This window comes from Paenibacillus sabinae T27, assembly GCF_000612505.1.
GTDB classification, from domain to species: Bacteria; Bacillota; Bacilli; order Paenibacillales; family Paenibacillaceae; genus Paenibacillus_AQ; species Paenibacillus_AQ sabinae.
On sequence record NZ_CP004078.1, the window covers coordinates 3,847,081 to 3,858,892 of the forward strand.

General features: G+C 54.0%; 12 protein-coding genes. All 12 read right to left on the reverse strand.

Features of this window, described 5'->3' with window-relative positions; genetic code table 11:
• Position 1: 1 nt before the first annotated feature.
• The 12 genes from prmA to dnaJ all read right to left on the reverse strand — a co-directional run bounded on the left by prmA (position 2) and on the right by dnaJ (position 11,722).
• A complete protein-coding gene (prmA, locus tag PSAB_RS17750) occupies positions 2 to 1,120 on the reverse strand; it encodes a 50S ribosomal protein L11 methyltransferase (protein WP_025335934.1) in 1,119 nt (372 codons plus the stop codon).
• Between the two features lie 152 nt (positions 1,121 to 1,272).
• Complete coding sequence (locus PSAB_RS17755; protein WP_025335935.1) at positions 1,273 to 1,842, reverse strand: DNA-3-methyladenine glycosylase I; 570 nt, start codon at positions 1,840 to 1,842, stop codon at positions 1,273 to 1,275.
• A gap of 173 nt (positions 1,843 to 2,015) precedes the next feature.
• Positions 2,016 to 2,546: a hypothetical protein gene (locus PSAB_RS26210; RefSeq protein ID WP_025335936.1), complete on the reverse strand. Its 531-nt coding sequence runs from the start codon at positions 2,544 to 2,546 to the stop codon at positions 2,016 to 2,018.
• Positions 2,498 to 3,694 carry a DUF4179 domain-containing protein gene (locus PSAB_RS17760; RefSeq protein WP_025335937.1) on the reverse strand — a complete coding sequence of 399 codons (1,197 nt, stop codon included), beginning with the start codon at positions 3,692 to 3,694 and terminating at the stop codon, positions 2,498 to 2,500. The genes PSAB_RS26210 and PSAB_RS17760 overlap by 49 nt, the downstream gene beginning before the upstream one ends.
• Positions 3,654 to 4,142 carry an RNA polymerase sigma factor gene (locus PSAB_RS17765; protein ID WP_144240533.1) on the reverse strand — a complete coding sequence of 163 codons (489 nt, stop codon included), beginning with the start codon at positions 4,140 to 4,142 and terminating at the stop codon, positions 3,654 to 3,656. Before PSAB_RS17765 ends, PSAB_RS17760 begins: the two co-directional genes overlap by 41 nt.
• A gap of 191 nt (positions 4,143 to 4,333) precedes the next feature.
• Positions 4,334 to 4,786 (reverse strand): hypothetical protein, encoded by a 453-nt coding sequence (locus PSAB_RS17770; RefSeq protein WP_025335938.1) that lies wholly within the window; start codon positions 4,784 to 4,786, stop codon positions 4,334 to 4,336.
• A 214-nt stretch (positions 4,787 to 5,000) separates the two neighbouring features.
• Positions 5,001 to 5,180 (reverse strand): YfhD family protein, encoded by a 180-nt coding sequence (locus tag PSAB_RS17775; RefSeq protein WP_038596031.1) that lies wholly within the window; start codon positions 5,178 to 5,180, stop codon positions 5,001 to 5,003.
• A gap of 56 nt (positions 5,181 to 5,236) precedes the next feature.
• Positions 5,237 to 5,593, reverse strand: coding sequence for a hypothetical protein (locus PSAB_RS17780; RefSeq protein ID WP_025335940.1), 357 nt, complete (start codon positions 5,591 to 5,593; stop codon positions 5,237 to 5,239).
• A gap of 194 nt (positions 5,594 to 5,787) precedes the next feature.
• Positions 5,788 to 7,803, reverse strand: a complete 2,016-nt coding sequence (locus PSAB_RS17785; protein ID WP_025335941.1) for a sucrose-specific PTS transporter subunit IIBC — start codon at positions 7,801 to 7,803, stop codon at positions 5,788 to 5,790.
• 20 nt (positions 7,804 to 7,823) lie between these two features.
• Positions 7,824 to 9,305, reverse strand: a complete 1,482-nt coding sequence (locus tag PSAB_RS17790) for a glycoside hydrolase family 32 protein (RefSeq protein WP_025335942.1) — start codon at positions 9,303 to 9,305, stop codon at positions 7,824 to 7,826.
• Positions 9,306 to 9,458: 153 nt separating this feature from the next.
• Positions 9,459 to 10,454, reverse strand: a complete 996-nt coding sequence (locus tag PSAB_RS17795; RefSeq protein ID WP_025335943.1) for a LacI family DNA-binding transcriptional regulator — start codon at positions 10,452 to 10,454, stop codon at positions 9,459 to 9,461.
• 137 nt (positions 10,455 to 10,591) lie between these two features.
• On the reverse strand, positions 10,592 to 11,722 hold the full coding sequence (gene dnaJ, locus PSAB_RS17800; RefSeq protein WP_025335944.1) for a molecular chaperone DnaJ: 1,131 nt from the start codon (positions 11,720 to 11,722) through the stop codon (positions 10,592 to 10,594).
• Positions 11,723 to 11,812: the final 90 nt, after the last annotated feature.

Below are 11,812 nucleotides of genomic sequence, written 5' to 3' on the forward strand. Positions count from 1 at the left end.
TTTACCTCTTTCCGGCTGTGAATGCCACCCAGTCTTCTTCTCTCGTCACTTCACGGATTTCAAAGCCGGAGGCCAGCAGAGCCTTCCTTACCAGCGCTTCTTTATCCTTGTAAATGCCGGAAGAGATATAAATTCCGCCGGGCTGCAGCGCCCGGTATACGTCATCCGTGAACAGCACGAGAATCTCCGCCAAAATATTCGCCACCACAATCTTAACCGGCAGCGTCACGCCGAGTCCGCCCTGCGCAGAATCCAAACCGGCTGCCGGACTGCCGTCCGGGCCGTCAAGCACCGATGCGTCTGCTCCGGCGGCTTCGTCCGCCGCACCGCTTTCGGCCGGCCGCTGCGACGGCCTTGCCGAGGGCCACATCGCTCCCGCAGGCGTATCCACCGCTCCTTCTCCGCCGAGCAGGGACAGAAGATCACTCTCTTTTACCGTGATGACGTCCGAGAGACCGTTCAGCTTCACGTTCTCCATGGCGCTGTATACGGCCACGGGGTCAAGATCCAATGCAAGTACGGACCGCGCTCCCAGCAGCATCGCGCCGACGGCCAGAATACCCGAGCCTGTTCCGACATCGATCACTTCTTCTCCGCCTTTGATCGCTTTCTCCAGCGCTCGCAGACATAGGGCGGTCGTCGGATGGGTGCCGGTGCCAAAGGCCATGCCGGGGTCGAGCACGATGATTTTCTCGTCCGGGCTTTCGGGAGTGTACTCTTCCCATACCGGCTTGATCGTCAGCCGTTCACTTAACCGTAGCGGCTTGAAATACTGCTTCCAAGCATGAGCCCAGTCTTCTTCATCCACTGTCTTCCAGCTGATCTCCGCCTTGCCGGGATCGATCCCGAATTCCCGCAGCTCCTCAATGCGTGGCGCTAGCTCCGCGCAAATGCCGTCCATCGGGGTTTCTTCAGTGAAATAGCCCTTAATCACCGCTTCCCCTTCGGGAATATCGTTCAGCGGCTCGTCGTAGAGCTCGCCGTAGCGCGTGTCGCGGTCCTTGTTCAGCGTGCCGGATTCTTCAATGGAAACGCCCCCGGCTCCCGCATCATGCAGCATTGCGGAAATCATCTCCTGCGCTTCTTCGGTCGTATGTATCGTCAATTCATGCCATCGCATTGTCTCGTCCGTTCCTCCTACAAGTTTTGTTTCCTATTTTCCAAACGGAAGTCGCAGCCATTATTATACCTTACCGCCGTGCCTAGCGCCAAACCGGAACGCTCCCCGCGCAATATCAAACGGCTGAACAGGCCGGGATGACAAAGCCCGCGCTAGCTGTTAAGAACCCCTTTTTTACGGCAGATGCAGTCCTTCACATGGTCATCCACCATTCCCGACGCCTGCATAAACGCATAACAGATCGTGGAGCCGACGAATTTCATACCTTTCTTTTTCAGCGCTTTGCTCATGGTATCCGACTCCGGCGTCGACGCGGGAACGTCCTTCAGGCTCTCCCGCTCGTTCACGGCCGGCGCGCCGCCGACAAAGCTCCACAAATAACGGCCGAAGCTTCCCTCATCCCGGGAAATTTCGCTGTAAACATGCGCATTATTGATAATGGCTTTGATCTTGAGGCGGTTCCGAATGATCCCGGCATTATTCATCAGCTCTTCGATTTTTGCGTCGTCATAACGGACAATCTTACCCGGATCGAAGCTGTCGAAGGCTGCACGGTAATTCTCTCTTTTTTTCAAAATCGTATACCAGCTCAGGCCCGCCTGCATCCCTTCCAGCATCAGCAGCTCGAACAGCTTCAGGTCATCGTATTCCGGCTTCCCCCATTCTTCGTCATGGTAGGCAATATAGAGAGGATCGCTGTTGACCCAGCCGCATCGGGTTATGTTCATGGATGACTTCCTTTCGTGACTCATTCTCTGCTTTCTTGTAAAGTTAGACTAATGACTGGGGCGGTGCTTGTCAAATGCTATGCAGTAATGAGCCAAAAAAAAAGAGGGGGCCATGGGGCCCTCCTCCCAAAACTCTATTCAATTCCCGTTCTCATCTCTGAACTCTATTACTCCGTGCCTCCTCCGGCCGCCTCTCCGGACTGAAGGACAACCCTTGTTTCTTTTTCCGGATCGTCGGTTGTGTAATAAAACATATGAATTTCTGCTTCCGTCCCCTTGAAATTCTTGTAAACGTCGATGGCCTTGTTATTGCCGTCCCCGGCAAAGTTCACCGTGAGCGGTTTACCGAGCAATCTCTCTTTGCCCTGCATAATGTAGGTCTGGTTAATACCGCCGAAACGGGCATCTTCGCTTCCGGTTTCCACGTACAGATCGGCTCCCTGCTTGTAATAGGTCCACGTTACCGGATAACCGCCGATTGTTGTTTCCAGCGTCCGCTTTTTACCAGAGATTCCCTTCAGTTGAAACGACGTTTGCTTGTCTTCATGAATGGTAACTTTGTGCTTGCCCACAAAAACAATCGGTGTCTCTTTGGTCACCTTCAGATCGAGCGGCCGCTCAATGCGCAGGCTGATCTGATAGGGGTCCTCTATGGAATAATATCTCGGTCCTTCGAGCGTTTTCCCGCCGACCTCCAAACTATATTTTTATAAGGAATTTCCTGATATTTCTCCGGGGTTCTGATTACGAGCCGAATCTGCGTCGGTGTAATAACCATCTTCTCCAGCGTGCTCACGTTGTCCCCAGCTTCCAGCGGCAAGTTAAGCGCTGTCTGTAACGTTCCGCTCTGCATTTGTTTTTTGCTGAGCTGAAGATCGAATGTCCACGGTCCGTCCACCGTGTGGTCTATCCGCGTATACTGCAGTTTGAACACCGTATTCCCTGATGAGATGGCCTTTGGATCAAAATACTGCTGTGAGGTATAATTTCCGCTTCCATCCGGCTTGCCAAAGGTCCCCCCAGGCAGCGGTTTCACTTCCATACCGTCCCGGTAAGCGACTATCTGCGGAAAGGTCCACGACTTCACTTCCGGGCGATCGAACGTTACAGTTGAGGCGAACATCATTTTGTCCGTCCCTTGTGCAAACGGCTGAATCTTTATTTTTTGCATCCCGTCCCGTCCGATGGTGAAGCTTTGCGGCTCCTTGGAAGCGGGATTGAGATTGACCTCCTGTTCCTGCTGACTGTATTTCCGCAGTTCCTCCGCAACCAACTGGACCTGCGCGTTATCCTGCGAAGGCGCCCAATCGGTCTCGAAAATACCAAAATACCTCTGATTGGGTGCATCCCGCCTCAGCAAACCAGGCCCTTCTGACTTAATCAGATTTCCTTCAGCGTCCCTTAGCGAGAACCCTTTGAAATTCCAAAACTCCTCCGGCGGGCGGAACCCGGCATCGAGCGTGTACAAAATAACGGTTCGGTTATCGTCAACTATTGCCGTACGCAGGGTCATGGTAATGCCTTCCCTGGTAATGGACTGCTCCAGCGTCTGACCCATATTTTGCTCAAGCGCCGCCTGAATGCCGCTCTTTCCGTTTAACATATAGCTCCAGTCATAACGTATGGCCGCATAGACGGGAGCCGCGACAAGCAGCGCTCCAAGAGTGGCGGCAATCGCGATTCTCTTCACCTTCCGCTTTCGGACAAAAGGGACGGGAGAGGTCTTTTTCCATTCCTGATCGGTCTGAATCTGCTGCATCCGCTCCCACATGGCGTCAAAGTCGGGGTATGGCACTTGTTCGTCGTCATTTAACCGAAGCCTGAGCTCGTCTTCCAGTCTCTTCATAGTTTCCCTCCTTTTCAGCCTGCCCTTCCTTTTCCAGCATCTTTCGCATCAGCCTCAGTCCTTTATACAGCCTTGATTTCGTTGTTCCGAGCGGAACGGACAGCATCTCCGAAATATCGGACAGGCTGAAATCATGCATGTACCTCAGCGTAACGGCCGCCCTGATTTTGACGGGGAGCCGTTCCAGATAAACGGCCCATTCTCCCGCCGTCTCCCGGTCCTCCACAATCCGGTCCACCGGCTTGTTCGCTTCTCCGGTCAGAAGATGCCGGTTGTCCTCCACCTTCAGCCTCACCATGCGTCCGCGCTTGAGGTGATTCAGGCAATGGTTCACGGTGATTCGCATGATCCAGGCTTTGAGGTTAACGATGTCTTCCCGGCGGCTGCGGAATGCGGCAATAAAGACGTCCTGGCATAAATCTTCGGCATCCGCCGCGTTATGCACCATATAGTATCAGGTTCGGTATAATCTCTTCTGTACGTCTCGAACAGTTCACGGTCATCCAATGCAGGGCCCTCCTTTCCTGTCGGTTTCGTCTATATAACAATCGGGGAGGCCAAAAGGTTCATTATCCGGATGAAAAGTATAAAAAAAGGGGCCGGCTCCAGGCCGCCCCCCAAACTCGATATTCTCTTTTCTCATTGAAACCATTTCAGCAAGCTGTACGGCAAATAGTTGCCGATTCCGACTGTCCCGTCCGGGCCGACCTTAACGCCGATTCCACTGCCGAATTTGGTGTTAGCCGTTTCCAGGCTGCCCGCCTGAATTTTATCCCCGGAAAAGCGTACTTCCAGCTCGCTTCCATCCGCCAGCACCAAGGCCGCTCTGGCCTCGGCGCCAATTTGCAGCTGATACACGGGCCGGCCGGTTTGGTCTCTCACCGCGAACACGCCGGGAACGGAATGAATTAGATTCGAATACGGACTGCCAGCGGGTTCATTTTTTAAAACTTCGAACACCGGGGCTTCGTCCCGGCCATGCAGCACGCTGACTTTGAGCCCGTCCGGTGCCGATTCCAGAATAAAATAACGGTCCGCAAACGACAGCGGTATGGAGTATTCCCCGAATTGATAGCCTAAAATAAGTGTCATTTATGTATCCCTCCCAAGCATTCACAATTCGACGCCAAGCAGGCAAAAACCTTCTCCGGCAGACCGGATTCGTTTAATTTCTTGCGCCGACACAGTTTCGGTTACTTTCCGAAATTCTAGGAGAACGGTTCCGCCAAAAAAGTCCCTGATCAGCGCCTGAATCATAGACAGGGCCGCCAGGGACAACCGGCATGTACCTTTACTCTTAACGGATCTATTCCTCGTCCTCAATTATCTCGTGAAGCTGTCTGCGGTCCGCCGCCTGCGCCCGGTCCTGAGCCTCGACGTCGTCCCGGTCCGCTTCCGCCGCGGAAAATTCAACGTCCTCATTCTTGGCACCGAACAGCTTCTTCATCTTCTCATTCTTGGACAGCACTTTTGAATTTCTGACCATTCCGGACAGCATCCCCTTTTCTAATTTTTGAAGAACCTATTTCCAGCAGGAGACGATCAGAGCATTCCGCCGGCTTCCTCGATAATAGACAAAGCTTGATGGAAGGCCCCCTCTTCGATCACGACGGTCAGGAGAACATCCCGTCCTGTCGGACCTCCGGCCCCCCCATCGCTCATCCCGCTCGCACTCGGGTCGGCGGCGGCCATAACGCCTGCGTCGGGATATCCGGTAGCCGCTGTTCCAAGGCTTGTAATTTGGCCGTTGGCCGGGATAGCCTGGGAAGTGAACCCTCCGCCATAACGGCTGAAACGGTCAATGGATAAATCGATAACCCGAAGCGATTGCAGCTTGCGCGAGACGCTCTCGGCTTCCTCGGGACTTTTGAAATAGGCGAGAATACTTTTTTCAGCCATAATCCTGTTGCACGCTCCTCTTCGAAAGCGGACGAAATGCCCGCTGGGATTTCAGCCCTTAGCGTATGCAGGTATGCCGGAATTTATCCTGTAATACAAGCTGCCGGAACAGAAAAGCGGACAGCACCTTGAGCCGGGCTATCCGCTTTCAGATTAGTTTATTTTAAAGCTCCCGCACCCGGCCTTTTTGAAGGTCAGGCATGATGGGGAACCGCGTAATTCACCTTCATCAGCCGGTCGGCGGCAGCAGTTACCTTGCCGCTGGAGATAAGGCTGAAATCAAGCACGCCTTCGATTCCGTTTGGAATAATCACGGGTGTGATGGTGGACAGTCCAGCTTTGCGGATCAATTCAGGGTCGAATTCGATCAGCAATTGTCCCGCCTTCACATGATCGCCGGTGCGAACACTCAGCGCAAATCCTTCACCTTTTAACGAGACGGTGTCGATACCGACATGAATCAGCACCTGCACGCCGCTGGCATGCTCCAGAATGATTGCATGCTTGCTCTTCAACATGACATGCGCCACGACGGCGTCGAAAGGAGCATAGACCTTTCCTTCATCCGGCTGAATCGCGATGCCGTCTCCCATCTGCTTCTCGGCAAAGGCCGGATCAGGCACCTGGCCAAGCTCGACCAACTCGCCGCTAATCGGAGCAAGCACCGTCAGCGTACCGGGCGCATCCACCAGAGCAGCGCGGTCTTTTGCAAAAACAGGGACCTTTGCGGGCTCCGCAGTCTGGACGGCAGATACTGAAGGAACAGCTGCGTCTGCGCTTGGCGCACGGCCCGATGTTTCAGCGGTCAGTTCTTCCGCACCTTCCGATGCAGCATCGCGGTAGCCGAACATCCATGTCAGAACGAAGGAGACGGCCATGGCGGTAAGATTGCATACGATGTACAGCGGAAGCTGACCGTTCATATACAGCAGGGTGCCGGGGATGACGGTAATCGCCATTCCTGTCCCGGACAGATGAACAAGTGAAGCCAGGAAGCCGCCCGCCGCGCCGCCGACAAGCCCCATAACGAAAGGCTTCATGTAGCGCAGGTTCACCCCGAAGATGGCCGGCTCGGTAATTCCGAGAAACGCCGACAGCGAGGACGGCAGCGCCAGCGCTTTCAATTTGACGTTCTTCGTCTTCAGACCGACGGCCAGGCATGCCGCGCCTTGGGCGGCCATGGCGCAAGTAATGATCGCGTTGAACGGATTGGAGCCCGTCTTCTCCAGAAGCTGAATTTCCAGGAAATTAAAGATATGATGCACACCCGTTACGACAACGATCTGTTGGAAGAAACCGATAAGCAGACCAGCGATGCCAAACGGCAGGCCAAGCAAATAAGTGGTTCCGTTCAATACAACCGTTTCCAAAGTATGAAACACCGGTCCGATGGCAAATAAGCCAAGCGTAATCATAACCAGCAGCGTAAGGAACGGCGTCAGAATTAAATCAAGCGCTTCCGGAATGCGCTTTCGTAAAACCTTCTCCAATTTGGCGCCAAGCAAACCGATGAAGAAGGCAGGCAATACGGAGCCTTGGTAACCTACGACAGGAATGAATCCGAGGAACGTAAGCGGTTCGGCGTTCCCTCCCGCAACGGCATAGGCATTGGGCAGCGCCGGATTTACCAGCATCAGGCCAAGGACGATACCAAGAACGGGACTTCCCCCAAACACCCGGAAGGCCGACCAGGCGACAAGCGCGGGCAGGAAAGCAAACGCGGTATCGGTCAAAATCTGCGTGAACAGCAGAAAGTTCGGCGAGATGTCTTCCGGAGCGGCTCCGAACAAAGAGAGAATTTGCGGCTGGGTCAGCAGGCCTCGCAGGCCCATAAACAGCCCGGTCGCCACGAGGACGGGAATAATGGGGACAAATACGTCCCCGAATGTGCGAATGGCCCGCTGGAGCGTATTCCCCGCTTTTTTCCCCTCCTGCTTCAGATTCTCCTTGGAAGTGCTCTCAATGCCGAGCTTCTCCACCTCTTCGAAGATCCGGTTAACGGTACCAGTTCCAAATATAATCTGATACTGCCCCGAGTTGAAAAAGGCTCCTTTTACCTTGTCGATGCTCTCCGTGCGCTTCTGGTCGATCAGCGCTTTGTCCCGCACCATAATCCGCAGGCGGGTGGCGCAGTGCGCAAACGAAACGATATTTTCTCTTCCTCCAATAGCCTCTACAACCTGCTCGGCGATCTTTTGGTTTTCGGACATAAATATCTTTGCCTCCCTGTTTAATGAGTATCCCACTTTAAAGCGTCAAAAGCTACTCTCCCGCCCTCCGCAAAGAAAGTGATTCCCGTGCTTTCCTGCTCCGGAAAGATTCGGGCTGTAAAAGTGGCCTCGCCGTCATTCACAAAAACTTCAACCGAGGAAATGTCCACGAACAAATGCAGAGTGAGCGCTCCGTCCTTAAGCTCAAGCGGACATTTTCTTTCCGTTCCGTATTTCAAGGCAAAGCTTTGTCCGGAAAGAGAACGGTCCAGCACCAGCTTTCCTTCCGCGCGGTCGTAATAGAGCACCGTTTTCTCCAGACGTCCCGCCCGGAATTCAATGCCGAACCGGTCCGCTCCTTCGTCCCGGATCTCAACCTGCAGCTCGTACGCGTCGCCTGCAAGCTCTGCAATGGAAAGCGATTGGTCATTCACAACCGTTCGCACTTCGGTTTTGGCTCCCCTAAGCTTCTCCAATTCCCGAACCGGGCGCTGAATCAGCCGGCCATCCTTAAGGCTTAATTCCCGAGGGACAGTCAGGCAATGCGCCCAGCCCTGATCATCCGTCGGATATTCGATCTCCGGCAGCCCCATCCAGGCCGTGAGCAGGCGTCTGCCGTCGGGAGCCTGCATCGTCTGCGGAGCGTAAAAATCGAATCCGTAGTCCAGTTCCCGGAACTCGCCGTGCTGAAATTCCCGGCTGCTTAGATTCATCGGCGATCCGATCAAATAGCCGGAATGATAGATGTTGCGGAAGCGGTCGCCCTGCCTGGACAGCCCCTGCGGCGAAAAGAGCAGGATTCCCGTTCCATCCTGTTCAAAATAATCCGGGCATTCCCACATATAGCCGAATGATTTCAAGCTTGTGCCGATTTCTCCTGCAAAATGCCACTGCCTCAGGTCCGGGGAGCGGAACATTACCGCGCTTCCCGTCATGTCCAGGCGCTGCGCGCCGATAACGCAGTAGTAGCTTCCTTCCGCTTCCCATACCTTGGGGTCCCTGAAATGATCGGTATAGCCACGCGGCACTTTCAGAATGACCGGCTGCTCCAGCTTGGTTATTACCCCATCTGGCTCCATAACGGCCATGCATTGAAAAGGATGCCGGACCCATTCCCGGCTGCGGGTATTGCCCGTATACATCAGGTACAGCTTCCCGTCCTTCTCGATGGCGCTTCCCGAAAAAGCTCCGTGAGAATCAAAAGGTCCGCCCGGGGCGATGCCAATCCCGCGATTTCGCCAATGAACGAGGTCGGTAGAAGAGGTATGATACCAATATTTCATGCCATGCCCCGTTCCCAGCGGAAACCATTGGTAGAACAAATGATATTCCCCTTCAAAAAAGGAAAATCCGTTGGGGTCGTTAAGCAGCCCAGCTTCGGGTTGGATATGAAACTTCTGTCTCCAGGGGCTTTGTTCCGCCAGTTGTTTCAGCGATTCCCATTCGCCTTCCTCCGCTTGGTCAATTCGCCGGTATAATTGTTCTCTGCTCATTTTTACCATTTGCTCACCGCTTTGAATTATATTTTTTCTTGAATTTCGTTTCTTGGAACCGGTTCCAACTTGGTCATAAAATTAAGGAACCGGTTCCAAACCGTTTAATAAAAATGCCTCTCCAAGAGTTTCGGAAAAGGCAAGGAACCGGTTCCAAAGTTATTATATGCTGCTCCCCTGCAAATTGTCAACGCTTTCTCTATCGATAATTTGACAATCCAGAACCGAGACCATATCTACTGGCTCGCGGTTAACAAGGGCAATGATATTTTCGGCGGCAAGCCTGCCCGCCTGCTTATAATGGTATCTTACAGTCGTTAATGCCGGATGTATGATTTCAGTAACTTCATATCCTCCGAATCCGGTAACAGAAAGACCTGCAGGGATTGGGATCTGCCTTAAAAAAGCGGCCCTCATCACGCCCAGCGCGATGTTATCGGTGGCGCACGCAACGATCGAAGGCATCCAATCGTCCAGCAAACGTTCTGCGGCTTCTACAGCCGCATTCATCCGGAAGCCGGATTCGTAATACCGTACCTCGCAGCCGCTATATTCGGCCAGCGCTTTTTTAAAGCCTTCCTTGCGCATGACGCCCACCGCGATGTCCTGCTCGGTAACCCCCAGGTAAGCGATACGGCGGTGCCCTTTTTCCACGATATGCTTGCCCATGATGTAGCCTGCGTGAAAATCGTCATGGACGACGCTGTGAAGCGAAGAATGCCGCTGACCAATCACTACTACCGGGACTTTGCAATCCCGGATGGCTATCAGATGCCGTTCCGTAATTTCTACGGCCATAAACAGCAGGCCGGAAATTTTTTGCCGGGCCAGATCGTAAATCGCTTCAATTTCACGGTTCATATCCTGATTGGCGCTGGAAATAAGCAATTGATGCTGACGGTCCCTAAGCTCATCGTCTATTCCCATTAAGGTCTGGGAAACCGCAAACGAATCCAGGCGGGGAACGATGGTTCCGATAATGCTGGTCTTCTTCGCTTTCAGGCTCTGGGCAAACGTATTGGGGACATAATTGTGCTGCTTGATAATGCGCTCGATCTTCTCCCTTGTCTCTTCACTGACAGATCCTCCGTTAAGGTAACGGGAAACCGTGCTCTTGGCCACTCCCGCCGCCCGGGCAATATCAATTATCGTCTTCATTCTTCGGCTCCTTGCTGCATTGGTCGGCGTACGCCGGGCACTTATAACTCCCATTATACAACAAATGGCAGCCCCTCCGGTAAAGGAGAGACTGCCATTTATGATAACAGTAAAATTTAAGGCTGACTCCGCTTGAATTAGTCTCCGCGGAAGGCCCGTTTCATCCGGTCAAAGAAGGACTGCCCCTGCTCATGCGTATTCTCGCCGTCGAAGGATGCGAACTGGCGAAGCAGCTCTTTCTGCTCATCGCTCAGCTTGCTCGGGGTCACCACAATAACCCGGACATGCTGGTCGCCTGTTCCGTTTCCGCGCAAATGGGGTACGCCTTTGCCTTTAAGGCGGAAGAACGTGCCGGTCTGCGTCCCTGCAGGAATCTTGAGCTTAACCTTCTCGGTCAGGGTAGGAATCTCGATCTCATCTCCAAGCGCCGCCTGAGCGAACGTAAGCGGAACCTCGCACAGGATGTCGTCGTTCTCACGAACGAAGAAATCATGCGGCTTCACGCGGATGATGATATACAGGTCGCCCGCAGGACCGCCGCGAAGGCCGCCTTCGCCCTCGCCTGTCATGCGCAGCTGCGCGCCGTCGTCCACGCCCCCCGGAATCCGGACATGGATTTTGCGCTGCTTCTTCACACGGCCGGCGCCGCCGCAGGTCGTGCATTTCTCCTTGATGATCTTCCCCGTGCCGCCGCAGTTGGAGCACGGTCTGCGGTTGACCATCCGGCCAAGCGGCGTGTTCTGCACAACCTCCTGCTGACCGCTGCCGTGGCAGACGGAGCAGGTTTGCGGCTTCGTGCCGGGCTTCGCTCCGGAGCCGAAGCAGGTATCGCACGTTTCCGTACGCGGAATGGTGATGTCGGTCTCTTTACCGAATACCGCTTCCTTGAATTCAATGGTCATCGTGTACTGCAAATCATTCCCGCGCTGGGGAGCGTTCGGATCGCGTCTTCCTCCGCCGCCAAAGAACATATCGAAGATGTCGCCCAGGCCGCCTCCGAAGTCGCCGCCGCCAAAACCTCCGCCAAAGCCGCCCATTCCCTGGTTAGGATCGATATGGCCGTACTGGTCATACCGCGCCCGAGCCTGCGAGTCGCTCAGGACGTCGTACGCTTCCTTCACTTCCTTGAATTTGGCCTCGGCGTCGCTGGCCTTGTTCACATCCGGATGATACTGACGGGCAAGCTTGCGGTACGCTTTTTTGACCTCGTCTTCCGATGCGTTCTTGCTTACGCCAAGCACCTCATAGTAATCGCGCTTATCTGCCACTGCCTTCACCTCCGTACAGGAACGTATCCCTATTACATAAGAAGAAACGGCTTCGCCGTCCTCTGGAAGAGGACGGCATCCGTCTCTCGT

What these genes read in the sequence shown, in the direction of transcription:
- prmA (WP_025335934.1), bottom strand. Translation starts at nt 1,120, where the DNA reads ATGCGATGGCATGAATTGACGATACATACGACCGAAGAAGCGCAGGAG.
- PSAB_RS17760 (WP_025335937.1), bottom strand. Translation starts at nt 3,694, where the DNA reads ATGAAGAGACTGGAAGACGAGCTCAGGCTTCGGTTAAATGACGACGAA.
- PSAB_RS17765 (WP_144240533.1), bottom strand. Translation starts at nt 4,142, where the DNA reads ATGGTGCATAACGCGGCGGATGCCGAAGATTTATGCCAGGACGTCTTT.
- PSAB_RS17770 (WP_025335938.1), bottom strand. Translation starts at nt 4,786, where the DNA reads ATGACACTTATTTTAGGCTATCAATTCGGGGAATACTCCATACCGCTG.
- PSAB_RS17775 (WP_038596031.1), bottom strand. Translation starts at nt 5,180, where the DNA reads ATGGTCAGAAATTCAAAAGTGCTGTCCAAGAATGAGAAGATGAAGAAG.
- PSAB_RS17780 (WP_025335940.1), bottom strand. Translation starts at nt 5,593, where the DNA reads ATGGCTGAAAAAAGTATTCTCGCCTATTTCAAAAGTCCCGAGGAAGCC.
- PSAB_RS17785 (WP_025335941.1), bottom strand. Translation starts at nt 7,803, where the DNA reads ATGTCCGAAAACCAAAAGATCGCCGAGCAGGTTGTAGAGGCTATTGGA.
- PSAB_RS17790 (WP_025335942.1), bottom strand. Translation starts at nt 9,305, where the DNA reads ATGGTAAAAATGAGCAGAGAACAATTATACCGGCGAATTGACCAAGCG.
- PSAB_RS17795 (WP_025335943.1), bottom strand. Translation starts at nt 10,454, where the DNA reads ATGAAGACGATAATTGATATTGCCCGGGCGGCGGGAGTGGCCAAGAGC.